22 protein-coding genes are annotated in these 24,093 nt (G+C 73.6%); 7 read left to right on the top strand and 15 right to left on the bottom strand.

Annotated features, from left to right (window positions below; all coding sequences use genetic code 11):
- The first annotated feature begins 47 nt into the window (after nt 1–47).
- The gene (locus OG898_RS11295) at nt 48–1,406 is read left to right on the top strand and encodes an MFS transporter (RefSeq protein WP_266956557.1); all 1,359 of its coding nucleotides are present in this window, start codon (nt 48–50) and stop codon (nt 1,404–1,406) included.
- Here the strand turns inward: OG898_RS11295 and OG898_RS11290 are convergent.
- Nucleotides 1,403–2,992 (bottom strand): VWA domain-containing protein, encoded by a 1,590-nt coding sequence (locus OG898_RS11290; protein WP_266956555.1) that lies wholly within the window; start codon nt 2,990–2,992, stop codon nt 1,403–1,405. The two genes, OG898_RS11295 and OG898_RS11290, sit on opposite strands and share 4 nt — an antisense overlap.
- Before the next feature lie 292 nt (nt 2,993–3,284).
- Between OG898_RS11290 and OG898_RS11285 the strand changes: the two genes are divergently transcribed.
- Entirely contained in the window at nt 3,285–5,387 is a 2,103-nt protein-coding gene (locus tag OG898_RS11285) for a PhoX family phosphatase (protein ID WP_250738829.1), read from the top strand.
- Nucleotides 5,388–5,453: 66 nt separating this feature from the next.
- On the opposite strand, the gene OG898_RS11280 is transcribed toward OG898_RS11285, so the two are convergent.
- The 4 genes from OG898_RS11280 to OG898_RS11265 all read right to left on the bottom strand — a co-directional run bounded on the left by OG898_RS11280 (nt 5,454) and on the right by OG898_RS11265 (nt 10,715).
- The gene (locus OG898_RS11280; RefSeq protein ID WP_250738830.1) at nt 5,454–6,710 is read right to left on the bottom strand and encodes a HAMP domain-containing sensor histidine kinase; all 1,257 of its coding nucleotides are present in this window, start codon (nt 6,708–6,710) and stop codon (nt 5,454–5,456) included.
- Between the two features lie 16 nt (nt 6,711–6,726).
- Entirely contained in the window at nt 6,727–7,452 is a 726-nt protein-coding gene (locus OG898_RS11275) for a hypothetical protein (RefSeq protein ID WP_250738831.1), read from the bottom strand.
- A 269-nt stretch (nt 7,453–7,721) separates the two neighbouring features.
- A complete protein-coding gene (locus tag OG898_RS11270; RefSeq protein WP_250738832.1) occupies nt 7,722–9,794 on the bottom strand; it encodes an FUSC family protein in 2,073 nt (690 codons plus the stop codon).
- Between the two features lie 93 nt (nt 9,795–9,887).
- Complete coding sequence (locus OG898_RS11265) at nt 9,888–10,715, bottom strand: hypothetical protein (protein WP_250738833.1); 828 nt, start codon at nt 10,713–10,715, stop codon at nt 9,888–9,890.
- Between the two features lie 145 nt (nt 10,716–10,860).
- Here OG898_RS11265 and OG898_RS11260 point away from each other — a divergent pair, with 145 nt between their 5' ends.
- The 3 genes from OG898_RS11260 to OG898_RS11250 all read left to right on the top strand — a co-directional run bounded on the left by OG898_RS11260 (nt 10,861) and on the right by OG898_RS11250 (nt 12,281).
- Complete coding sequence (locus OG898_RS11260; protein ID WP_266960190.1) at nt 10,861–11,331, top strand: Rrf2 family transcriptional regulator; 471 nt, start codon at nt 10,861–10,863, stop codon at nt 11,329–11,331.
- Between the two features lie 54 nt (nt 11,332–11,385).
- Nucleotides 11,386–11,787: a RidA family protein gene (locus OG898_RS11255; protein WP_250738834.1), complete on the top strand. Its 402-nt coding sequence runs from the start codon at nt 11,386–11,388 to the stop codon at nt 11,785–11,787.
- A gap of 80 nt (nt 11,788–11,867) precedes the next feature.
- The gene (locus OG898_RS11250) at nt 11,868–12,281 is read left to right on the top strand and encodes a hypothetical protein (RefSeq protein ID WP_250738835.1); all 414 of its coding nucleotides are present in this window, start codon (nt 11,868–11,870) and stop codon (nt 12,279–12,281) included.
- A gap of 74 nt (nt 12,282–12,355) precedes the next feature.
- Here OG898_RS11250 and OG898_RS11245 read toward each other — a convergent pair whose 3' ends face one another.
- The 7 genes from OG898_RS11245 to OG898_RS11215 form a co-directional block, all read right to left on the bottom strand.
- On the bottom strand, nt 12,356–15,115 hold the full coding sequence (locus tag OG898_RS11245; RefSeq protein ID WP_266956551.1) for a PKD domain-containing protein: 2,760 nt from the start codon (nt 15,113–15,115) through the stop codon (nt 12,356–12,358).
- Nucleotides 15,116–15,393: 278 nt separating this feature from the next.
- On the bottom strand, nt 15,394–15,573 hold the full coding sequence (locus OG898_RS11240; RefSeq protein WP_266956549.1) for a hypothetical protein: 180 nt from the start codon (nt 15,571–15,573) through the stop codon (nt 15,394–15,396).
- A 117-nt stretch (nt 15,574–15,690) separates the two neighbouring features.
- Complete coding sequence (locus OG898_RS11235) at nt 15,691–16,026, bottom strand: hypothetical protein (RefSeq protein WP_250738838.1); 336 nt, start codon at nt 16,024–16,026, stop codon at nt 15,691–15,693.
- Between the two features lie 197 nt (nt 16,027–16,223).
- On the bottom strand, nt 16,224–16,901 hold the full coding sequence (locus OG898_RS11230) for a class F sortase (protein WP_266956547.1): 678 nt from the start codon (nt 16,899–16,901) through the stop codon (nt 16,224–16,226).
- Between the two features lie 373 nt (nt 16,902–17,274).
- Nucleotides 17,275–17,451 carry a hypothetical protein gene (locus OG898_RS11225; protein WP_266956545.1) on the bottom strand — a complete coding sequence of 59 codons (177 nt, stop codon included), beginning with the start codon at nt 17,449–17,451 and terminating at the stop codon, nt 17,275–17,277.
- On the bottom strand, nt 17,448–18,347 hold the full coding sequence (locus OG898_RS11220; RefSeq protein ID WP_250738841.1) for a hypothetical protein: 900 nt from the start codon (nt 18,345–18,347) through the stop codon (nt 17,448–17,450). The genes OG898_RS11225 and OG898_RS11220 overlap by 4 nt, the downstream gene beginning before the upstream one ends.
- Nucleotides 18,348–18,384: 37 nt before the next feature.
- Nucleotides 18,385–19,608: a 3-oxoacyl-[acyl-carrier-protein] synthase III C-terminal domain-containing protein gene (locus OG898_RS11215; RefSeq protein WP_266956542.1), complete on the bottom strand. Its 1,224-nt coding sequence runs from the start codon at nt 19,606–19,608 to the stop codon at nt 18,385–18,387.
- A 164-nt stretch (nt 19,609–19,772) separates the two neighbouring features.
- On the opposite strand from OG898_RS11215, the gene OG898_RS11210 reads away from it, so the two are divergent.
- On the top strand, nt 19,773–21,257 hold the full coding sequence (locus OG898_RS11210; RefSeq protein WP_266956540.1) for a hypothetical protein: 1,485 nt from the start codon (nt 19,773–19,775) through the stop codon (nt 21,255–21,257).
- 10 nt (nt 21,258–21,267) lie between these two features.
- Here the strand turns inward: OG898_RS11210 and OG898_RS11205 are convergent, their stop codons facing one another.
- Nucleotides 21,268–21,789, bottom strand: coding sequence for a GNAT family N-acetyltransferase (locus tag OG898_RS11205; RefSeq protein ID WP_250738844.1), 522 nt, complete (start codon nt 21,787–21,789; stop codon nt 21,268–21,270).
- Nucleotides 21,790–21,877: 88 nt separating this feature from the next.
- Nucleotides 21,878–22,819, bottom strand: coding sequence for an SMP-30/gluconolactonase/LRE family protein (locus OG898_RS11200; RefSeq protein WP_266956538.1), 942 nt, complete (start codon nt 22,817–22,819; stop codon nt 21,878–21,880).
- Nucleotides 22,820–23,065: 246 nt separating this feature from the next.
- Between OG898_RS11200 and OG898_RS11195 the strand changes: the two genes are divergently transcribed.
- On the top strand, nt 23,066–23,467 hold the full coding sequence (locus OG898_RS11195) for a GPI anchored serine-threonine rich family protein (protein WP_266956536.1): 402 nt from the start codon (nt 23,066–23,068) through the stop codon (nt 23,465–23,467).
- On the opposite strand, the gene kdpC is transcribed toward OG898_RS11195, so the two are convergent.
- A complete protein-coding gene (gene kdpC / locus OG898_RS11190) occupies nt 23,457–24,089 on the bottom strand; it encodes a potassium-transporting ATPase subunit KdpC (protein ID WP_266956534.1) in 633 nt (210 codons plus the stop codon). The two genes, OG898_RS11195 and kdpC, sit on opposite strands and share 11 nt — an antisense overlap.
- Nucleotides 24,090–24,093: the final 4 nt, after the last annotated feature.

Below are 24,093 nucleotides of genomic sequence, written 5' to 3'. Positions count from 1 at the left end.
ACTAAAACATTGGCCGGACCGGCCCGGGGCTGGCGATGCTCCCGCCCATGACCGCCTCCCGTCCGGCCGACACCGGACTCTTCCGTGATCCCGACTTCCGCAGGCTCTGGACGGCCGATGCCGTCAGCCAGGCCGGCACCGCCGTCACGCTCCTCGCGCTGCCCCTGGTCGCCCTCGGCGCCCTGCACGCCGACGCCTTCCAGGCGGGCCTGCTCGTGGCGTTCGAGTACCTCGGCTTCCTGCTGCTCGGGCTCCCCGCCGGCGCCCTGGTGGACCGGACCAGCGGTCACCGGGTGATGATCGCCGGGGATCTGGGGCGGGCCGCGCTCCTGGGCTCCGTCCCGGTCGCGGCCTGGCTGGACGTGCTGTCCCTGACCCAGCTGTACGCGGTGGCCTTCGGCCTGTCGGTGTGCACCGTCTTCTTCGACGTGGCCGCCCAGAGCCGGCTGCCCCGACTCGTCGCACCGGACCGGCTGGTGGAGGCCAACGTCAGGATCGAGGCCGGCCGGACCCTGACCCAGGCGGCGGGCCCCGGCGCGGGCGGGGCGCTGGTCGGGGTGCTGACCGCCCCCGTCGCGCTCGTCCTGGACGCCGTCAGCTACCTCGCCTCTGCGGCGCTCCTGGCCCGCATCCGCCGCCCTGACGCGGTACCGGGTGGTGACGGGGTCCCGGGTGCCGGCGTACCGGAGGGTGCCGTGCGCGGTGCGGCACGGGATCTGCGGGCCGACATCGCCGAAGGGCTCCGCTTCGTCCTCGGCAACCGGCTGCTGCGGGCCCTCACGCTCGGCTCCGCGCTGTCCAACCTCTTCGGGACGATGGGGGCCGCGATGCTGCTCGTGCTGCTCGCCGGCGAGCTCGGCCTGTCCCCGTTCCTGTGCGGCCTCGTCTTCACGGCCGAGGCGGCCGGCGGGTTCCTCGGCAGCCTCCTCACCACACGGATCACCCGTCGGCTGGGCCGGGGACCGGCCATGTGCGCTGCCGTGGTCACCAGCGGGGTGCTCTGGCTGGCGGCCGTCCCCTGCTTCCAGGCGGACTGGCGGCTGGCACTGGCCGTCGCCCTGCAGGGGCTGGGCTGGACCGCGTTCATGACCTTCAAGATCACGTCGGTCTCGCTGCGCCAGGAGCTCTGCCCGGAACCGATGCTCGGGCGCATGACGGCAACGTTCCGGTTCGTCGTGTGGGGCGTCATGCCCGTCGGAGCACTGGCCGGTGGGGTCCTGGGGCAGCACCTGGGCGCCCGCCCGGCCCTGTGGATCGGAGCCCTGGGCGAGCTGGCCGCCGTACTGCCCCTGCTCCTGTCCCCGCTGCGGCGCCTGCGGGAACTCCCGCGCAGCGTCCCGTCGGCCGGGGAGCGTCCGGCTTGGTTCGCCGCAAGGGTGAACGGCAAGCCGGACGGGTCCGCCTAGAACTTCTCCAGCAGGCCCTTGAGGAGGGCTGCCGAGGTCAGTTCGGCCGGCGCGGGGCCGGCGTGGAAGAAGCCGGCGTTTTCGGCATTCTCGGCGGACAGCTTGCGCAGGAAGTCGAAGGCCTTGGCGTCGTGCTCGCCGAAGGCGACGAACTGCCAGTGGATGCCGGGGGCGGTGGTGGCCGCCTCGGCGAGCGCATCGCGGGCGGGGCGGACGCTGTCGGGCGCACCGTCCGTCTGGAACACGACCAGGGCCGGGCCCTCGCCGCCGTCCTTCTGGTAGTGCTCCACGACGGCCTCGACGGCGACGTGGTAGCTGGTGCGGCCCATCCGGCCGAGCTCCGCGTGGCGGGCCTCGACCCAGGCCTCGTCGTACGCGTCGAGGGACAGGTCGGCCGTGCCGTCCAGCTCGGTGGAGAAGAACACCGTACGGACGGTGGCCTCCTCGTCGAGGTGGGCGGCGAGGGCCAGGGCGTGGTCCGCGAGGTGCTGGACGCTGCCGTCCTTGTAGAACGGGCGCATCGAGCCCGACCGGTCGAGCACGAGGAACACGGTGGCGCGGGCGCCGGCCTTCCCCTTGGTGCGCAGGACCTGCCCGGCGGCCTTGTACGCGGCTGCGAGCGGAGGCGCCTGGCGCTTGACCGCGGCGAGCGCGTGCGCGGGGCCGCCTGCGGCGGCATCGGCGGTGAGGAGCTCGGCTTCGGGCTCGGCGTCGGCCTCGGCCGCCACGGGCTCCGCGTCGGCGTCGGCCGCCACGGGCTCGGCCTCGGCGACGATCTCGGCTTCGACCTCGGCCGCGGCGGGCTCGGCCTCGGCAGCCAGGGGCTCGGCTTCGGTGACGACCTCGGCCTCGACCTCGGCCTCGACCTCGGCAGGCTCCGCCTCGGCGGCCACGGGCTCCGCCTCGGCGACGACCTCGGCCTCGACCTCGACCTCGGCCGCGACGACCTCGGCCTCGGGCTCGGTGTCCGCTTCAGGGGTGGCTGCGTCGGCCTGCGGCTCGGTGTCCGCCTCGGTGGCGGGCTCCTCCTCGGGCGCCGCGGCCGCCACGGGCTCGGCCTCCGCTTCGGCGCCGACCGGCTCGGCCTCCGCCTCGGGGGCGGCCGCGTCGGCTTCGGCCACCTCGGCCTCGGCCTCCGTCACCTCTGCCTCGGCCGCGAGCGGCTCCGCCTCGGTGGCGGGTTCCGGTGCTGCTTCGGTGGCCGCTTCGGCCACGGTCTCGGCGACCGGCTCCGCTTCGGCGGCCACGGGCTCCGCTTCGGCGGCGGCCGGGGCCGCCGGGGCCGAAGGCGTCGCCGGGGTCGCCGACGAGCCCCCGGTGGAGGAGCGCCGGGCCTCCGGGACCGTGGGGTCCGGGGTGGGGGCCGGGGCCGGGGCGGTGAGGACCGTGCCCGGTTCGAGGTCCCGCGGGGTGGACTGCGGGGGAACGGTGGGGTTGTCGAAGGAGGCGGCGACCAACTCGGCCGCGGCGTCCAGGGGGGTGCGTTCGGTCTGGCTCGGGAGGGCCGCCGAAGTGGTGCCGGTCGTCTCCGGAACCGATTCAGAGGTCCGTCCGAACACCTTGCGCAACAAGCTCCGAATACCCATGGGCCAGGCCTTTCGCATGAGTGCGTGCATCATTTGTCCGTGCTGCGCGGTAGATCCCTGCCCAGAGTGGACACGTAAGGTTATCGGCCCCTTGGCTGGAACTTCGGGAGGGGCACCTTTCGTGGCGCCCAGGGCCCAAACACACCCGATCCGCCTCCGAACTGCCGCCCCGACGTGCCGGATTCACCGGGCGTTCATCCATCGGCCGCCGCTTCGGCGCAACCCGCCCATAGCGTCACCGACGGATTGTTCCGACACGTTGTCGGGGACCGTGCATCTACGGAGGACACTCGTGCGCAAGCTCCTGCCGCTCATCGGCACTTCTCACGGGGGCGGCCGTTCCGCTCTCACCTGCCGCTACCGCTGCGGCGACGCCTGCTTCCACGAGGTGCCGAACACCAGCGACAACGAGTACGTCGGCGACGTCATAGCCCGCGCCTACTCGCGCCGCGCGATGCTCCGCTCCGCCGCGGTCGTCACGGTCGCCTCGGCCGCCGGTACCGCCCTCACGCTGAGCGGCAACGGATCCTCCGCTTCCGCGGACCCCGCCGTCGAAGCGCGGAGCGCCGGCGCCGCCGGGGTCAACGCCGCGGGTGCCCGCGGCCTGCGCTTCAAGCCGGTCGCGCCGAACACCGCCGACCAGGTCACCGTCCCCGAGGGCCACGAGCAGAACGTGGTCATCCGCTGGGGCGACCCGATCGTCAAGGGCGCGCCGGGCTTCAACCCGGACAACCAGACCGCCGCCGCCCAGGCCGGTCAGTTCGGCTACAACAACGACTTCCTGAGCCTGCTCCCGCTCGGCGGCGACTACGAGCGCCAGCAGCTGCTCGTGGCCAACCACGAGTACACGGACGAGAACCTCATGTTCAAGGCGTACGACCCGGCCAACCCGACCCGCGAGCAGGTCGAGATCGCCTGGGCCGCGCACGGCCTGTCCGTGGTCGCGGTCCAGGAGGACCACCGCAGCGGCAAGCTGACGGCGATCAGCCGCCACCGCCTCAACCGCCGTCTGACCGCCACCAGCGAGTTCCGGCTGACGGGTCCGGCCGCCGGCACCGACCTGGTGAAGACCTCGGTCGACGCGACCGGCACCAAGGTGTTCGGCACCCTGAACAACTGCGCCGGCGGCACCACCCCGTGGGGCACCACCCTCCACGGCGAGGAGAACTTCAACCAGTACTTCGGCAACGCCGGCCTGGTCACCGACCCCACCCAGGCCGCCCGCCTGAAGCGCTACGGCGTGACGGCCGGCGCCACCGAGCGCAAGTGGGAGCGGTTCGACAAGCGCTTCGACGTCGCGCAGGAGCCCAACGAGTCGCACCGCTTCGGCTGGGTCGTCGAGCTGGACCCGTACGACGTGAACTCCGTACCGCGCAAGCGCACCGCCCTCGGCCGCTTCAAGCACGAGGCCGCGCAGCCCCGCCTGACCGAGGACGGCCGCCCGGTCGTCTACATGGGCGACGACGAGCGCTTCGACTACTTCTACAAGTTCGTCTCGTCGAAGCAGATGAAGAAGGGCGACTCGCGCGCGGCGAAGGAGCACAACCTCACGCTGCTCGACGAGGGCACCCTCTACGTCGCCAAGCTCACCGGTGACACCCCGGCCGCCGAGATCGACGGCACCGGCAAGCTCCCCACCGACGGCGAGTTCGACGGCTCCGGCGTCTGGATCAAGCTGCTCACCTCCTCCCCGACCGGGAACGTCTCGCACGTCGAGGGCATGACCGCCGAAGAGGTGGCCGTCTTCACGCGCCTCGCCGGTGACAAGGTCGGCGCGACCAAGATGGACCGCCCCGAGGACGTGGAGCCCTCCCCGCGCACCGGCCGCGTCTACATCGCGCTGACGAACAACACGGACCGCGGCAAGCCCGGCAAGGAAGGCGCCACCGAGGCCAACCCGCGCAACCTGAACAAGCACGGCCAGATCCTGGAGCTCGCCGAGAACTTCGACAACCCGGCGGGCGACGGCTTCGCCTGGCGCCTCTTCCTGGTCGCGGGTGACCCGAACGACCCGGCGACCTACTTCGCGGGCTTCCCGAAGGACAAGGTCAGCCCGATCTCCTGCCCGGACAACGTGGCCTTCGACCCGCACGGCAACCTGTGGATCTCCACGGACGGCAACCAGCTCGGCTCGCACGACGGCCTGTTCGGCGTCGCGACCGCCGGTGAGCGCCGCGGTGAGCTGAAGCAGTTCCTGACCGTTCCGCGCGGTGCCGAGACCTGCGGTCCGATCATCCAGGACAAGCGCGTCCTGGTCGCCGTGCAGCACCCGGGCGAGATCGACGGCGCGTCCGTCGAGAAGCCGCAGTCGGTGTGGCCCGACGGTCCCGGCAAGATCGTCCGCCCGTCGGTCGTGTCGGTCTGGCGCAAGGACGGCAAGAACATCGGTGTCTGAGCCGAGGTGAGTTGACCCGAGCGGGGGTGGGTGGATGTTTCACGTGAAACATCCACCCACCCCCGCTCAACTGCTGTCCGGCAGGCGCCCGACGGGCAGCAGGAGCGTGGTCACCGCGCCCCCGTCGGGGGCGTTGGAGAAGCGCAGTTCGATCTCCAGCACCTCGGCCTGCCCGGCCGCGATGGTCAGGCCGAGCCCGTGGCCCCGGCCGCGTCCCGGATCCCCGGTGCGGAACCGCCGCGGCCCCTGCTCGATCAGCTCGTCCGGATAACCGGGCCCGTGGTCGCGTACGGTCACCAGCGGGCCGGTGACGGTCACTTCGACCGGCGGCCGCCCGTGCTTGTGGGCGTTGACCAGCAGGTTGGCCAGGATCCGGTCCAGCCGGCGCCGGTCGGTGAGCACCACCGCGTCCCGCTCGATCCGTACCGCGACGGGCAGCCGGGTGCTCGCCGCCGCCCGCTCCACCGCGCGGCCGAGTTCCACCCGGGCCAGGTCCGCCCGTTCGACGCCCGAGTCCAGCCGGGAGATCTCCAGCAGGTCCTCGGTGAGCAGGTGCAGGGCCCCCAGCCGGTCGTTGATCATCTCCTTGGGCCGGCCCTCGGGCAGCAGCGCGGCCGCGGCCAGGGACCCTGTGAGCGGGGTGCGCAGCTCGTGCGCGACGTCCGCCGTGAACCGCTTCTCCGCCTCCAGCCGGGCCTGGAGCGAGGCCGCCATCGAGTCGAGGGCCTGGGCCACGTCCCGTACCTCGTCGCGGGAGCGCGTGCGCGGCCCGTCCCCGTCGGCCGGGAAGCCGACGCGTGCGTCGAGGTCCCCGGCGCTGATCCGGCGGGCCACGGCGGCCGTGGTGGCGAGCCGGCGGCTGATGCGGCCCGCGAGGAAGATGCCGGCGAGGGCGACCACCCCGGCGGCGAGAACGGCGGAGACCAGGATGGCGGTGTCGATCTCCCGGAGCCGGGTGCGGGTGCTGTCGTAGGGGACCCAGACGGCGAGCGGCTTGCCGTCGGCGGGCCCGGCCGCCCACATGACGGGTTTGCCGTCGTGGGTGCCGGTCATGCTGCCGGTCAGCCCGCGGGCGACCAGGTCGCGCAGCGGGGCCGGGAGGCCGGGCGGGTCGAGGGCGCTGTTCCCGTCGCCGCGCGCGGTGCCGTACTCGTACTGGGCCAGGGCGTAGTCCAGCTCCCGGTCCACGTCCTTGCGGACCTCGCCGACGAGCTGGCGGGCGACCACGTTGTGCACGAGGATCCCGAGCGCGGCCGCGACGGCGCAGCACACCGCCGTGGTGGTCATGGCGATCTTCCAGCGCAGGCTGCTCGTCCGACCCATCGGGGACCTTGCCTCCTCAGCCGTTTCCGGCGGCGGCGCGGGGGCCCGCGGCCGGGCAGGGGTCGCCCTCGTTCGGGCACTCGTCGAGGGTGAGCTGGGAGAGGTTCATGATCCCGGCCTCCGGGTCCCACACGTAGTCGGAGATGGAGACCTTCTTCGGGTTCGAGGTCGGCTCGCGCACGGCCAGGTGCTCGGCGGCCACCTCCACGCCCTCCAGGACCCCGCGCCGGGACAGGATGCGGGTGATCGTCCCGTCGTCCTGGACGGTGTACACGCGCAGTTCGCTGAGGCGGCCGTCGATGTCCAGGGCGGTGATCAGCTCCGCCCGGCCGTTGCCCGTCACGTCGGCCAGTACCGCGGGCCGGACGGGGCAGTCGGGGCCGCCGTCCACAGCCTGTGTGCAGAGCGCTATGCGCTGGATCGCCCGGGGGTCGACGAGCCGGCCGGTGCCGGCGTCCGCGGCGTTGGCGGCGGTGATGTCGGCCCGTACGACGTCCACGGCGTTCACGCCCTGCATGGACAGCGAGGGGACCTTGGCGAGGCCGGGGACGGCGGTGGCCGCACCGGACTGCTGGCCGGGGGCCGGGGGGTCGGGGCGGAAGTCCTTCCACAGGGTGCGGGGGGCGTGGGCCGTGCCGAGGTCGCCGTCGTTCTGGAGGCCCTCCACGTTCGCGCAGCCGGCGGTCGCCGACAGGGCGGCCGCCAGGAGGAGGACCCGGCTGCGCCGGAGGAAGGGCCTCATGTGCTGATGCTCCCCCGCGGGGAACGGGGCGGCCCGGGGGCGGGGCCATTGGAGGGACGGCGCGGCGCCGCTGCCAGGGGCTCCGCCCCCGGACCCCCGCGCCTCAAACGCCGGCGGGGCTGGATTTGGCTCGGGCCGGTGGGTGCGCGCGGCGCCGTGGCCAGGGGCTCCGCCCCCGGACCCCCGCGCCTCAAACGCCGGCGAGGCTGGATTTGCCCCGGCGGGGCCGGATGGGGACGGCAGGGCTGGATTGGTTGTGGGGCGGGCTGCTAGGGGGAGTCCGTGGGGTTGGCGATGGCTCTGGCTGCTGTGAGTTCCTGGCGGACCGGGGAGAGGACGGAGGCTTCGTCGACCTCCGGGGGTGGGGTGGGGCGGAGCTGGGTGGGGGTGTCGGTGCGGCGGACGCCCTGGGCCAGGGCCCGGAGGTCTTCGGCGATCGCCTCGGCCTCCCCGGGGGCCGGGGGCTGGGCTCCGTGGTTGACCCGGACCCGTGCGGCCGTCGTCGCGTCGACGATCCGCTCGACGGCCACCACCAGCGGCCACCACACGGCGGCCCGTTCCCCGGTCGGCGGCGGCTCGGTCAGCGCCCGCTGGAACTCGCTGCGCACGCCGGACAGCTCCCGGTAGATGCGGCGGCGGGCCTGGAGCCGGGCGGTCCGGGCCGCCCGTTGGCCCGCGTCGGTGTCGGGGGTGGAGCCGAAGGCGCGCTCCACGTAGCGGGCGGCGTCGTCCACCGCGTCGGCGAGCCGGTCGCCGAGCCGGGTGTGCCAGCTCTCGGGCCAGAGCAGGTACCCGGCGATCAGGGTGATGGCGCAGCCGATCAGGCTGTCGAGCAGCCGGGGCCGGACCAGGTCGAAGCCCTGATGGTTGAGCAGGTCGGAGAGGAGCAGGATGACCGGGGTGATCGCCGCGGTCTGGAAGGCGTAGCCCTTGACCGAGAAGACCGGGATGAGGGCCGCCAGGACCACCATGACGGGGACGTCCCACCATCCCCGCGGCACTTCCGAGAGCACGGCGGCCGCGACGACGAGCCCGCCCGCGGTGCCCAGCGCGCGCAGCACGGCCCGGGAGAACACCGAGCCGAAGTCGGGCTTGAGGACGAAGGTGACCGTGAGGGCGACCCAGTAGGAGCGCTCGATCTCCACCACCGATACGAGCGACTGCGCCAGCCCGATGCACAGCGCGAGACGCAGCCCGTACCGCCAGGAGGCCTCGGAGAACATCATGTCCCGCACCACCCGGCGGGCCCGGACCCGCAGCGCGGCGGGCCGGCCGAGCCGGTCGTCGACGTTGTGCATGTCCGGCTCGGCCAGCGGCACGATCGTCGCGGCGTGCCGCAGGGCCGCGTCGATGGCCCGCTCGGACTGGCCGTCGGGCGCGGGCAGGTCCAGTACGGGGATGTCCGTGCGGCCCTCCTCGACGGCCGTCGCCAGGACCCGGACGGCCGCCGGGATCGCGGGGGAGAGGGGTCTGCGGCGCAGGTGCGCGGCGGGCGCGGCCTCGACGAGCGGGATCAGCACGTTCAGCTGGGCCAGCATCCGCACGAGCGAGGGGCTGTGGCCGTGCACCCGGGCCCGGCGGCCCAGCACCAGGTCGTAGGCGTGGTTCAGGGCCTGGGTGAGCTGCTGGCGGCGCTCCTCGTACGCGGGTCCCGGTCCGCCCGCGGCCTCCAGGCTGTCGGCCAGGGCCCGGTAGGCGGCGGCGACGGCGGCCCGCTCCGGCTGCCGTCCGCGCAGGGGCCAGCCGAGCAGGGTCAGCAGGAGGACGAACAGGCCGCCGGCGCTCAGCAGCAGCGGAGCCGTCCACCAGGGGCTGGGCATCGGCAGGCCGGCGCCGACCACGGCGTTCAGCAGGAGCAGCAGCCCGGAGACGGAGGCGACCGTGCCGATGGAGGAGATCATCCCGGAGACCAGGGCGACCAGGGTGAGGACGCCGACCGCGACCCAGCCGTGCCCGAAGACCAGGGTGCCCAGTGCGACGCCCACGGCCCCGAAGAACTGGGGCACGGCGATGTTCAGGATCCGCATCCGGTAGGCGTCCGCGGTGTCGCCGATGACCCCGGACAGGGCGCCCATCGAGACGAGTGCGCCGTACTCGGGCTCGTCGACGGCGAAGCCGACGGCCAGCGGCAGGGCCAGGGCGACGGCCGCGCGCAGCGCCGCGGCCCAGGGGATCGGCGCGGAGCTGGGCCGCAGCCCCTTCAGCAGCCAGGCGGGCGGTGCCAGCGGTCCGAACCGTCCGGCCGCCGTCGCCCCGGCCCGTCCGGTCGGCCCGCGCTGTCCGGTCGGCCCGCGCCGTCCGGCCCGCCCGGGCGGTATGTCTTCGGTGCGTTCGGTGCTCATTCCCGCTTCCGTGCCGCCGCTCGTGAATCGGTTCTTCTGTGCTGCTCTAAGGATTCTTCTACGGATTTACGTGCCAATCCGCCCGTTCCGAGCTTATGGGGTGCGGCGCAGTCGGCCGGTCAGCCAGGCGGCCAGCGCGGCGGCCAGTCCGACGGCCAGCACCACCCAGACGGTGGTGCGCAGGAACGCGGTCAGCGCGTCGTACACCGCTTCGGCGGCCGCCCGGTCGATGTCGGCCGGCAGGTCGTCCAGGGTGAGGCGGCGGCACAGGACCACGGCCGCCCACAGCAGGAGTGCCCCGACGGCCAGCCCCAGTCCGGTGGCCAGGACGGCCCGGCGGCGCCGGACGGCGACGGCGATCGCCACCGCGGCCAGCACCACGGTGAGCACGGGGAGCCAGACCCCGGCGATCTGCAGCATGCGGAACCCCTTCCGGAGCGCACCGAGGTTGTCGTACTCCATGACCTTCACCGAGAGGTGCGTTTCGGGGATGCGGTCGGCGAAGGGCACCCCGTTGTCGACGAGATCGCCCTTGACGCTGGCGATCACGGGTGCGAGATCGATGGTCACGGCGTTGCCGTCGCCGGTGGTGAGTGCGCGGAAGAAGGCTCCGTGGGCGGCGCGGTTCGCCGCGTCCCAGGCGGTTTGGTAGGCCGGGGTGCCGACGAAGGAGCGCAGGGCCTCGCCGAGCAGGGCGTCGACCCCGCCCTGGAAGGGGCCGGCGTCGATCTGCCCGGAGAGGGCCCGGCCGGCCTGGGTGACGACGACGTTCTGCACGGCGGGATCCGAGGCGAGCGGGGACATCGCCGCGGTGTAGCGGTCGGCGCTGCCGAGTTCGTGGTCGGCCCAGTACGCGACGGCGCTCGCGGGCACCAGCAGGGCCACGAGCGCGATGAGTACCGCCGAGAGGAAGGTCCGCACGTCACCAGGGAAAGGGGGCCGGGCGCGCGGCGCGAGCCGGGTTGCTGCGGGCGGGTGGTGCGGGCGGAGGTGCGGGCAGGGGGTGCGCTCCGGCGCGTTCCTCTTGCCGACATTAATCTGGACATCTAATATCCAGATTATGAAGATGAGCGAGGGCGTCGAATGGGCCCTGCACAGCTGCCTCAACCTGGCCTGGAGCGGTGACGGCCGGGCGGTTTCGGCGGCCCGGCTGGCGGCCTGGCACGAGCTGCCCGCGGCCTACCTCAACAAGCAGCTCCAGGCCCTGGCGCGGGCGGGCATCGTCAGCTCCACCCCCGGCCCGCGGGGCGGCTTCCGCCTGGCCCGCCCGCTGGAATCGATCACGCTCATGGACGTGGTCGCCGCCGTCGAAGGGCCCGACGAGGCCTTCCGGTGCGCGGAGATCCGGCCGCAGGGCCCCGGCGGCGGCGAGGAGCCGCCCGCGGCCGACTGCGCCATCGCGCACGCGATGGGGCGGGCCGAGCTGGCCTGGCGCCGCGCACTGGCCGCGCAGACCCTCGACGAGATCCGGCAGCAGGCCGAACGGCAGGCCCCCGAGGCCCCCGAACGCCTCCGCGCCTGGCTCGCCGCCCGCTAGGGCCGTGGCCCGTACCACTCGTCGTACTTCGGACAACTGACCCAGGAGCTTGGAATGACGCGCAGCATCACCAACCCGGCAGAACTCCACGACCCCACCGGCTACGGCTACAGCCACGTCGTCTCCGCGCCCGGGGAGCAGGTCTTCATAGCCGGCCAGTACGGCTCCGACCCGACCGGCCACGTGGTCCCCGACGGGTTCGACGCCCAGGTCGGGCAGGCCTTCGCGAACCTCCGCACCGCCCTGGAGGCCGTCGGCCTGGGCCTCGGCGACGTGGTCCGCATCGGGACGTACGTCGTCGGGCACGACCAGGAGAAGCTGGAGGTGCTGCTGAAGCACCTGCACGCCGCCTGGGGCACCGAACTGCCCGCCCAGACGCTGATCGGCGTGGCCGCGCTCGCCCTGCCGGACATGCTCTTCGAGATCGACGCGGTGGCGGTACGGGCGGCCCCCTAGGGGCGCCTGGCCGCAGGCTGCTCCGGTTGCCGGTCCCGGGTTGCGGGTGTGCCCTGGATGATGGGAGAGAGGAGCCCGTCATGGCACATGCGGCACCCACCGCCCCCCGGGGGCACCGGCAGCAGGCGTCCGGTACGGCGGCCCACACGAGCAGGGCGGCCCTCGCGCGACCGCTGCTCATGGGACTGGTCTACGGCGTCTACGCCGCCTTCATGAAGCGTCAGATGGGGCCCGTCGACGCGGGCAACGTCTTCTACGGGATCCTGTGCGGCGCGATCTTCGCCGCCTGCCTGGTGGCCCTGGCCCGGATCGGCCCGCGGCTGGCGCAGGAGCCGCACGCGGCGGCGTACGGGATCTTCGCGGGCATCTCCTTCGGCTACCTGTACAGCCTGGCCGGCGAGTCCATCCTGAAGAGCTCGGGCCTGGGCCTGCTCGTCGGCGCGGGCGTCGGCGCGGCGGCCTTCTACCGCTACCACAGCCGTAGCGCGACCTAGGAAGACCGAAGACCGAAGCCCCGGCTCCCGCGCATCGCGGGGGCCGGGGCTTCGGCGTACGTGCCGCGAGGGCGTCAGCCGGTCGTGAAGTAGCCGAGGAGGTCGGTGATCACGTGGTTGGGGCCGCCGTAGCTGTTGAAGATGTTCACCTTGCCGTCCGCGACGGGGGTCGTCACGTGGTTCGGGACCGTGAGACCGGGCAGCGTGTTCAGGCTGCTGGCTCCGGGGAGCTTGCCGCGGAAGGCGTACGCCGTGAGGAAGCCCGGGGCGGTGGTGTCGGTCGCGGTGACGTTCAGGACGGTGCCCACGGCGTCGGCCGGGAGGCCGGAGACCGTGGTGGTGGCGCCGGGGGCGACCTTGCCCGTGGTGCGGGTGTCGGCGAGGCGCTTGGGGGAGACCGGGGTGAAGAGGGCCTTGCCGTCCTTGCCGTAGTAGCCGACGGCGTCCAGGACCAGGTGGGTGGAGCCGCTGTTCGTGAACAGGGTGATGGTGCCGTCGGGGCCGACCGGGACGATGGCCTGGTTGGACTTGTCCTTGCCCGGCTCCACGTTCAGGTTCGACGTGTGCGGACGCTTCACCGGGTTCGGGAACGCGCTGACGAACGCCTCCTGCGTCGCACCCGTACCCGTCAGGTTCAGGGCGACGGCGGTGGCGTCGGCCGGGATGCCGTTCGCGCCCGCGACCTTCACCGTGCGGCGCTTGCCGCCGGACAGGGCGTCGCCGTTCGTACGGGTGTCCAGGATCCGGGTCGGGGCGAGCGGGGAGAAGCGATCGCCGGCGTTGGGCTGGTAGTAGCCGACGAAGTCCACGATGAGCGAGGCCTTGCCCGAGTTCAGCTGCGCCTGGATCTTGCCGTCGGGGCCGACCGGCACGGTGACCGTGTTGGACGAGGTGCCGCCCGCGCGGACGTTCACGTTCGAGGTCTCCGGCCGTGCCTGGCCCGGGACCGAGGGCCAGACCGAGAGGTGGGTGTCCTGGGTGGCACCGGTGACGGTCACGTTCAGGACGACGGAAGCCATGCCCCCGGCCCTGAACTGCCCCGGCACGGTGGCGCCCCTCAGCACCTCCACGGAACGGGGCACCCCGTGCTGGACGAAGGAGCCGGTGGCACGGGTGTCCAGCAGACGGAACGGCGTGGTGGCCACGTACCCGGACGCGGCATACCCGACCTGTACGGTCCGGGAGGCCGTGGACTGCGCGCCCTTGACGTCGTACACAGTGACCTTCACCTCGTACGTGCCGGGCTGCTTGTAGCTGTGCGTGGCGGTCTGGAGGCCCGGACGGTACAGATTGGTGCCGTCACCGAAGTCCACGTTCACTCTCACGACCCCCCACGGGGCGACGGTCGTGGTGGTGTCGACCCGGAGGGTCAGCGGTCGGACGACCTGGTTCGGGTCGTGGTCCGGAGCCGGCAGGATCGGCGTGGCGGTGAAGGCGGTGGCCAGTTCACCGGGGGAGGTCGCGCGGACCGTCTGTTCCTTGGAGATCTTCTTGCCGGTGCCGTTGGTCGCCGCCATCTTGACCACGCACGCGCACGGTGAGCCGTAGACGTGGGTGGTGGTGACGTCGGCTGCGTCGCCCGGGCGGATGACGGCGGGTGCCGTCCCGTCACCGAAGTCCACCGTGTAGGTCATGGTGGTGGGCCACTTGCTGTCCGAACCGGCCTTGAACGTCACCGGGGTGCCGACCGGCGCCCAGGGATGGTCGATCTCCATCCGGGCCGAGGTCAAGCCGTCGTTGGTCTCGGTGGTGCCGCGGTCCAGGTAGCCGCCGTCCTTGCCGGTGTTGGGCACGCGCGGGTCGTCCGTGGTGGGGATCCCGTTCCTGTCGACGGGCAGGACGCCCGGCGCCGTTGCGTCGGCGGAGTCGATGAGCGGCGAGTCGGGCCCCCAGAGGCCTGCGGTCGTGGGGACCAGAATGTCGCGCGCGCCCTGCCCGCTGGCGGCCAGGAATGCCGCCGCGGTCGGATAGGTGGTGCCGGCCCACTGATAGGCGACCGTCGCGTAACCCTCCGAGCCCGCGATCAGGTTGAAGCCGGTGCGGGTGCCGGACGTCGCGCTCTGCGCCACGGAGAGCTGGGGGGTCGTGCAGGTGGTGTTGCCGGAGGCCGTGAGCACGTTGTTGAACACCGAGGAGCCGGTCGAGGCGCCACGGATCACGACGGTCTCCTCGCAGCCCCCGATGCCCTCGTTCTCGTCGGTGAAATTGTCGATGTGGTTGTTGGTGATGACGGTGCCGGGCGCGTCCACCACGGAGAGCGGTCCCGAGCTCCGCAGGGCGTTGCGGCTGAGGACGGTGCGCTGGGCGCCTGCGATCGCGGCACTGTAGAACGAGCTGCGACGGACGCGGACGTCCGTGCTTCCCCCGCTGACGACGAGGGGAGCGTAGCCGTACATCGAGCTGTCGAGGACCCCGTCCAGCACGACGTCGTGGGAGCCGGTGATGCTCACGCCTTCGGTCATCGTCAGCCCCTGGACCTGCACGTGAGAGGCCCCGCCGATGGTCAGCTTGTGGATGCTGGATTCGATGAGCTGGCTCTCGGGCGTGAAGGCGAAGGTGATCGGCTTGCCCGGCGCGCCCGAGCGGTCGACCGTGAGGGCCTGCTGCTTCTGGTAGCGCGGGTTGACGTGCACGGTCTGCCCTGGCTTCGCCGCCTTGACCCCCGCGGCGAACGTGCAGAGCGGGGAGGCCTGTGTGCCGCTCCCACTGTCCGTGCAGGCGATGCTGTTGTCCACGTACAGGTCGGTCGGGAGATCGGCGGCGGTGGCGGCCGGCATGCCGATGAAGGTGACCAGGCCTGCGGTGAGCAGGACCAGCGCACGACTGGGACGCAACGGGTGACTTCCTTCGACGAGGCGCGTACATCGGTCACTGCTGGGACCGCTCGTGCCGTCGGAAGGTTGTACGGAGCCCGGATGCTCTCGGGGATCGGTACTTTCGGCCGGGCATAACGGGACAAAAGGCCGAGGTGGTGGGGTGGGTCGGTGGCCGAGACTGGTGGAGGCGCCGGTTCCCGTGCTCCGTGGTCGAACCTCACGTGACCACTCTCCGTTGCCGAGGGCGCGGGAACCGGTGCCTCCTCATGTCCTGATGCCCCTGCGCGGGGCCGGCTCTACGCGGCCGTGTCGTCTCCGGCCGGGTCCTCGGCGGCGGTCTGGGTGCCGGTCTGGGCGGTCTTGGCGGACTCGGGTTCCTGGCGGCGGACCGGCGGGGCGGGCGGAGCCGGCGGGGAGAAGCGGGCGGCCTCGGCGCGGAGCATGGCGTTCAGGGCGAGGTACGGGTCGAAGGGCATGGCGGAACCTCACGGTGTTTCGGGGGTGTGGGGGGACGCGCAATCGGGGGGCAGGGTGAGCTGCCGGGTGTGCCCGGTGCCGGGTGCGCGGTGCTGCCGCTCGGACGCTCGGCCCGGTCAGCAGCGCAGGACCACACTCCGTACCGCCCGCAGGGACGCCGCCGGTGCGGCGTGCCCCGCCGGGTGCGCGGCCGCCTCTTGGGGGCCGGACCGGGGTGGTTTCACGTGAAACACCGGCCGCTGCAGGCCCCGTACGCCGGGGACGCCGCGCGCGGGAACCCGTACGGCCACCCGTACTTCGGGATCGCCCGCCGGATCGGCCGGTGCCTCGGTGGGCTCGGCCGGGGCCGTGGGGGCGGAGCGGGAGCCCTCGGCCGTCGCGGTGGACGGGCCGGCTCCGCCGACGCCGAACAGGCACAGCAGCACGGCGCAGAGCACCGTCAGGACCGTCATCAGGGTCCTGTTCGGTGCCGTTCGCGTGTGTCGCGCCTGCTGTGCATGCGGCGTCCTGCCCATGCGGAGGGTGTGCCCCGACACGCGGGCCAACTCTCCCCCGGGACCGCAGCGTCCCCCGACCGGGGGACGAAGACACCCCCCACGGCTGTCAGGTGGCCGCAGGGGGTGTCCGTCCTTCGGGGGCCGCCCACCGGTCAGCGCAGGGTGCGGCGGTGGCCGGTGAGGCGGGCCAGGACGGCCGTTTCGCCGCTGATCAGCCGGAGTTGGGCCCGGCCGGACGGCCCGCCCCGTCCGGAGATCCCGGGGGAGACCCGGGTCACGGTGAACACGGCCGTACGCCGGTCGGCGCGCGCCACCTCGATCGACTGGCCGCGCCGCAGCTCGCCGAGCCGCGGCAGGTCTCCGGAGACCACGGCGGTGCCGGCCGCGCCCGGGGCCGGGCCCGCGGAGTCCCACACGGCGCTGTCCTGGACGTGGGGCTTGGCGTCGGCGGCGCCGGCTTCGAGGTCCTCGGCGTACGGATGGCCCGGCCCGCCCGTCCCCGCGTCCGTCCCGCCGGTCGGGGTACCGGCCGTCAGTGGTACGTCCGTTCCGAGCGCCGGGATGACCAGGCGCAGCGGCGGCGAGGCCGGGAGGGCGGTGACCCCCGACCGCCCGGGCCGCCGGGCGCCCTTGCCGGTGGTGTGTCCGCCGGAGTGCTCCAGCTGCCGGGCCAGCCGGCGCGGGCCGGACAGCCCCAGGACCCGCGAGGGCAGGGCGTCGCCCGCGGTCGGGGCGGCCGGCCGGCCGCCCTCGGTGGTGCGCAACACCCCGAGGCCGGTGCACAGCAGAGCCACCGTCAGTACGCCGACCACCCACTTGGCGCGGGGCATGGGAATCCCTCCTGGTCCGGCTCGGGCGGCCGGTCCCGAGAGCAGTGGACCCTTCCCCGCCCCCCGGCGGTGCGCGAAACACGGAGAACTGACGTCGCGTCATCGCCCTGGAGCCCTCCCGCGGGCACGTCTTCGCAGATGGAGGCCGGTGGGCCGGGGCCGGAGCGGGTGTGGAGCGCGTGCGCCCGAACGGGTGAGAACGTCAAGGGCGAACCTTGGGCGTGTCGGATCGGCGGCACGTTCTGCCACATGCGAAAACCTGTCAAACAGGACGATATGACGGGTCGTCGGCTTGAGTTGCGGGGCGGGGGCGGGCGGCTTGTCCTTGGATCATGAATGATCCATACGCATATGCCCTGGCCATGGGGCCCCATTACTTTCCGGCCCTTCCGGCCACCCGGCCCGCCCCGGAATCCCCCGCGGATGCGGAGGCCGCCCTCGTCGGCGCCCGGCCGTTGCCCAGGAAGCGCTCCGAGGCCGCCTCCCGCAGTGCGTCCGCCAGGCCGTCCACCACGCGCCGCTCCCGCCAGGGGCGCTCCGCCGCGCTCACACCCGCTCCGGGGTCCGGGCGGGGCGCCGGGCGGGAGGCAGGACGGGCGCCGCAGCCCGGGTGAGGTACCCGGCACCGAGCGGCGGGCCGTCCAGCTCGGTCGGGGCGGCCGCGGGCTGGAGCCCCGAGAGGCGCCGCAGCAGTCCGGGGGCCAGCTCCGGGCCGACCGCCCGGGCCAGTGCGGAGGCCTCGGTGGGGTGCGCGTGCACCCAGCCGATGTGGCGCAGCCCCGACCAGCCCGGTTCCTCGGCGGCCTCCGCCAGGGCACGGGCGGCGGGGGCCAGGGGCAGCAGCCTGACCGTCGCGGGGGCCCCCGGCTCGGGGTCCCCCGCCGGAGCCGGCCGGACGGACTCGGCGACCGCGAGCCGGGTGAAGGCCGGCCGCGGCAGCTCCGCGTGGTCGGCCAGGTCGCTGACGGTCGGGGCCAGGCAGTGCACCCCGGCCGGGAACCCGTCCCGTACGGCCGCGGCGGCGACCGCACGCCCGGCCGGACCCGCGTCCCCGACGGTGACCAGGTGGAATGCCGTACGCCTCCCCCCTCCGGAGGCGAGGGGCAGCAGCGCGGCCGCGGTGGCGGCGGGCTGTTCCACGCACCAGACGGCGTCGAAGCGGCCGACGGGTGCGGGGGCAGGCGGGGCGGCGGAGGCGGCGGAGCCCGCGCGGACGGGCGCGGCGCCGGCCAGCACCTCGGCGCCCCGGCGCGCGTCGAGCCGGGCCGCGAGGAGGTCCACGTACTCGGGATACAGCCCGATCAGCGCGAGCTGACGGGCCAGCAGGAGCCTGCTCTGCCGTACGTCGCCGGCGGTGAGCAGGGTCAGGTGGTGGCCGCGGCCGAGCAGCTCGGCGGCGAGCCGGATGCCGGTGGGGCTGGCCGCCCCGGCGAGGGCGATGTGCACGGCGGTACTCGTTTCGAAGGAGGTGGGGCGCGTGCGTCTACGCGGTGGCTCGGGCGTGTTCGGTGGCGGTGGCGGTCTTGGCGGCGGCCGGGACCGGGGGCAGGGGCGTGGTGACGGTCACCTCGCCGGGGATTCCCACCCGTGCGAGGAAGGCCCCGCGCTCCGGACCGGCGCCGATGACGGAGAAGCAGACGGAGTCGCCCGCCCCGACCAGGCCGTTCACCACGTCCGTGTAGAAGAGCACCGGGGTCGCCGAGGTGACGAGGTTGCCGAGCTCGCGGGCGTGCGCGGGGGCCTTGCGGGTGTCCAGGCCGGCGAGCTGGTGGTAGTCCTCGACCAGGGCCGGGCCGGCCTGGTGCGTGTAGATCCGCCGGACCTCGTCCACGAAACCGGGGCGGTGGGCGTCCATGGTCTCCTGGTTCATCATCATGCCGCGCGAGTAATAGCGGGCCAGCTCCGGTCCGTTGAGTCCGAATGCGGACAGCTCGGCGGAGCCGGCAAAGCCCGGCGGGTGGGCTGCGCCGCCTCCGGGGTAATGGATGAGCGGATCGCTGAATCCGGGCTCGTCCCCGAAATTCAGGGAATCGCGCGAATAGAAGCCGAGGCCCGCCTCGAAGCTGTCGTCCCGCTCGAATACCAGGGCGGTCGCGGCATCGGAGAACAGCGCCCCGGAGCACCACAGGGTGTGCGCGAAGGGATGCTCCCCGTCCGCGCCGCTGTACTGGGAGATGATGCCGTTCTCGTCGATTCCGATGGGGCTCGCGGCGTTGTACGAGATCACCAGCGCGCGCCGGGCCCCGGTCCGGGCCAGGTGCGCGGCGACGCGGGAGAGCCCGCCGCAGCCGGCGCCGAGCTGGAAGGGGGGCACACTGTCCGGGATGCTCAGGCGTCGCAGCAGGTTGAAGGCGTCCTGGTCGAGCATGATCTCGTACGGGGTGCACGTGGCCACGAAGACGGCGTCGATGTCCTCGGGCTCGGTGAGGGCGGACCGCAGTGCGGCGCGGGCGACCTCGACGACGGTGTCGAGCGAGGCGAAGCGCTCCCGGTCCCAGCTCTTGGAGGTGACCCCGAGTATGCGCTCGATATCGGTGCCGCTGATTTCCTTGCCGGCCCGCTTGCGGTGCGGGATGTGCGCGAGCCGGGCCCACTCCTCGACGGAGATGATCTCGCCGATCTGGGCGCCGACACCGGAAATCCGATAGGGGAACGGGTACGCGTACGCGGCGGGGGCAGGGGAATTGGCCGTTTCCGAGGCAGACATGCTTCTCCGGTCCGTGGAATCCGATGGGGACGGCTCCAGCGAACACCAGCGGGCGGACGGGGAGAAGGGAATGCAGGGGGTGCAGTGGTGAAAGCGTTGAATACGGGATCACGGTCCCGCTCCCCCTTCCGCTCCCGATGCGGGTCCCTCCCGGGGAGGGCGTCGTGAGCGGGCGGCGGGTGGCCAACGCCTGGCTCGGGGACCTGCTGGCCGAGGCGGGCTGGAGCGGGGCGGAGCTGGCGCGGGCCGTCAACGCCCTCGGCACCCTGCACGGGCTGGCCCTGCGCTACGACCGGACCGCCGTCGCCCACTGGCTGTCGGGCACCCGGCCGCGCCGGCCCGTGCCCGAGCTGATAGCGGCGGCCCTGACCGAGCGGTGCGGGCGCCTCGTCACCGTCGCGGAGGCGGGCCTCGGTGCGAGCTCGGCGGGACCCGGCGTACGGACCGACCCCGGAGCGGCGGCGGCCGAAGCCGGGGGTGAGGGGCTGCTGCGGCTCGCGCTGCAGGCCAGGGCGGACGTGGACCCGCACGGCAGGCCGCCGCTGCTGCGCAGCCCGTACCAGCCGGTGCCGGTGCCTCCGGCGCTGTGGGACCGGGAACCGGAACCGGAAGCGGAACCTGATCCGGCGGCGGGCGGCCCCGGCGGGGGGATGCGTACGCGCACGGGCGCGGGCCTCCCGGAGCTCGCCGCCCGACGGCATCTCGCGGCGCACGCCGAGCAGTTGAGGGCCCTCGCGGTGAGCTTCTCGGGCCTCTACCTCACCCACGGCGGCGTCCACACCCGTGCGGCCCTGGCGGCCTGGCTGGCCCAGGACGCGGGCGCCTTCGCCGCCCGCCACACGGACGGCCCGAGGTCCGCCGCCGCACGCGGCCGGGGGGCGGCCGGGCAGGGGTGCGGGGTGTCGGAGGTGTGGCGCGGGTACGCCCAACTCGCGCATCTGCTCGGGGAGATGACGGCGGACGCCGGGTACCACGGGCTCGCGCAGGAGTACCACGGCATCGCCCTCGGGCTGGCCCGGCAGGCCGGGGACCGGCGGATGTACGCCATCACCCTGCGCGCGATGAGCGCGCACGCCGGCCGGCTCGGGCAGTCCGCGCACGCGGTACGGCTCGCCCGTACGGCCGTGGAGACCGCGCCCGCCGACGGGGACCCCGGCACGCTGGCGTTCCTCCTGGTCCAGCGCGCGGCCGCGCACGCCCATGCCGGACAACGCTCTGCCGCCACCGCGGACTTGGCCGCCGCCGACCGGTTGCACGGGCGGCACGCGCTGAAGCCGTCCGACGGGCCCTTCGACTCGTACGCCCGGGCCGACCTCGACTTCGCCCGGGCCCGCACCCACCTCGCCCTCGGCGAGTTCCCGGCCGCGGCCGACGCACTGGAACGGTCCCTGCGCGGCCGCGCGGCCGGCCAGCACCGGGCCACCGCGCTCACGCACGCCGCGCTCGCCGAGACGCTGCTGCGCCTCGGGCACCTCACCCGGGCGTGCGAGCACTGGCGGGCGTTCCTCACGGCCGCCCCGGCGGTGCAGTCGCGTGCGGTACGCGAGGCACTCGGCCGGCTGCTGCGCGACCTGACCCCGTACCGGCGGATGCGGGAGGCGGTCCCGACCGTCGCGATGGCCCGCGCCCTGGCGGACCGGCTGCCGTGAGCGCGGCGGCCTAGTGCGGGTCGGCCGTCCTGCGGTAGCGGACCTCGGCCACCGGGAAGCCGTCCGACTCGTCGACGAGGACGCCGCCGTCGGGGCGGAAGCCGGCGCGCTCGTAGAACCGGCGTGCCCGGGCGTTGCCTTCGAGCACCCACAGCCGTACCGCGGGGTAGGGCGCCCGGCGCAGCACCTCGGTCAGCAGGGCGCGGCCGACGCCGGTGCCGATGACGTCGGGCCGCGCGTACAGGGCGTACAGCTCGCCCTCGTCCGGCGCCGCGCCCTCGGGATCCGTGCCCTCGGGATCCGTGCCCTTGGCGGGCCCGAAGGCGGCCCACCCGACGACCGCGCCGTCGGGGCCCTCGGCCACGAGGTTGGTCACGGCACCGGCCGGATCGGCGAAGGCGGCCCGCCGCTGCTCCGCGTACGCGGCGGCGCTGAGCCCGTCCAGGTACGACTGCGGCATCAGCCCGGCGTAGGCGTACCGCCATCCGCTCACGCGCACGGCGGCGACGGCGTCGATGTCGGGCTCGGTCATCTCGCGTACGCGAGGGCGGGGCTCATCCGCGTCAGAGGCGTCCATCCGGGGAGTGTGCCAGCGGGGGCCCGCGCCCGGCACCGGGATTTCAGGGCCGGCCGGAGCCGCCGAGCCAGGGCCTGCGCCCCGGTCCGGTCGGGTGGGTGCCGGTGACGGCCATGACCACCGAGTAGAGGCTGGTCTCGGCGGTGATGAAGAGCCGGTTGCGCTTGGCCCCGCCCCAGGCGATGTTGGACACCGTCTCGGGGACGGCGAGCCGCCCGATCAGGGTGCCGTCGGGGTCGTAGCAGTGCACGCCGTCGCTCATGGCGGCCGCCCAGAGCCGACCGCCGGCGTCGAAGCGGAGGTTGTCGAAGCGGGCTCCCGGACGGGCCGCCGCGTCGGCGAAGACCTTGCCGTCCGAGAGGGTGCCGTCCTCGCGGACGTCGAAGACCCGGATGCGGCCGCCGCGGGTGTCGGAGACGAAGAGCTGCCGTTCGTCGGGGGAGAAGACGAGGCCGTTCGGGGCCTCGAAACAGTCGGCCACCAGGCGGACTTCACCGGTGCCCGGGTCGATGCGGTAGACGTTGTTGGAGCCGATCTCGCTCTCGGCGACGTAGCCCTCGTAGTCGCTGGTGATGCCGAAGTCCGGGTCGGAGAACCAGATCGAGCCGTCGGACCTGACCGCGGCGTCGTTCGGGCTGTTCAGGCGCTTGCCCTGCCAGCGGTCGGCCAGCACCGTGACCGTGCCGTCGTGCTCGGTCCGCGTCACCCGGCGGTTGCCCTGCTCGCAGGTGACCAGCCGGCCCTGCCCGTCGAGGGTGTTGCCGTTGGTGTGCCCAGCGCCCCGCCGGAAGATGGAGACGGCTCCGGTCTCCTCGTCCCAGCGCAGCATGCGGTCGTTGGGGATGTCGCTCCAGACCACCTGACGCCACGCGGGTACGTAGACGGGTCCCTCGGCCCAGCGGCAGCCGGTGTGCAGGACCTCGAGCGCGGCGTCCCCGTTCATGCACCGTCCGGTCCGGAACCGGTCGTCGAACATCTCGTACATGAGATTCCCCCTCATCCTGCACGAACCACAGAAACCGAATCTCCTTCGGCTCGTAGGCAACACTGCAAGACTCCATATGGCTTCCACAACGTCATTCCGAAGAGAGAGGTGTGGATCACAGGGGTCGCCTACCCGTCGGGGCGCGTCGGTACCGGCCGAAAGTACGAGGCGGAGCAGGGGGCGCGGCGGCCATTCTTCAAAGGGGAGTAAAGACCCCGGACCGGACGCACCCAGCGAAGGAGCACCATGTCAGCCTCCCCCTCCACGCCCTCCACCCCCTCCTCCCTGAAGTCGCTCGCCCGGCGCGTCCTGCGGGGGCTGAACCGCCCCGCCGCCGCGGTGCTCGTGGAGTCGGAGAACCTCCTGGTGCACACCCCCGGCCCGGGCGCGGTCTGGCCGCGGGGCAGCAGGCAGGCCGTCGCCTGGTACGTGGTGGGCCCGGCCGGCGACGTGGTGGACATCGAGCTCGTCACCATGAACGGCAGCCAGGCCCGGACGGAGGCCGTCCTCGCGACCGGCATCCAGACCCACCACACCGGCGCCACCGTGACGGTCCCCGACCTGGCCCCGGGCCGCTACCTCGTCCTGGTCACGTCCGCCTCGGGCGGACTCGACGCCTACAGCCAGCCGGTCACCCTCACCGCTTGAGGTCCCGCAGGGCCGTGTTCAGTTCCAGGACGTTGACGCGCGGTTCGCCCATGAAGCCGAGGGTGCGGCCCTCGGTGTGAGCCTTCACCAGCTTCGCCACCTCCTCGACCGGCAGGCCGTTGCGCTGGGCGACCCGGGCCGTCTGGAGCTCCGCGTAGGCCGGGGAGATGTCCGGGTCCAGGCCGGAGCCGGAGGAGGTCACCGCGTCCGCCGGGATCCGGTCGGGCCGCGGGGCGTAGCCCGGGACGGTGTTGTCGAGCAGGACCTTGGCCTTGGCCTCCTGCACGGACTTCAGCAGCTCCGGGCTGTCCGCCGCCTTGTTGGTGGCGCCGGAGACCAGCAGCTCGTACTGGGTGTTGACGGTGTTCCCGGCGAGCCCCGCCGCCGGGCGGCCCTGGAACCAGCGCAGGTCGTCCCCGTACGACTGGCCGATCAGGGAGGAGCCGACGACCTTGCCGCTCGCGTCCTGGACCTCGGAGCCGTTGGCCTTGCCGCCGAAGGCGGCCTGGGCGATGCCGGTGATCGCGAGGGGGTAGAGGACCCCGCACAGCACGGTGAGGACGAGGAGGGCGCGCAGCCCGGCGCCGAGCAGGCGGGCGGTGTTGCCTACGGAGTTGTTCATGGGA

It is taken from the genome of Streptomyces sp. NBC_00193, from assembly GCF_026342735.1.
GTDB classification, from domain to species: domain Bacteria; phylum Actinomycetota; class Actinomycetes; order Streptomycetales; family Streptomycetaceae; genus Streptomyces; species Streptomyces stoeckheimensis.
The sequence above is the reverse complement of the archived record's forward strand: the minus strand, read 5'-3'. Positions and strand labels throughout refer to the sequence as shown.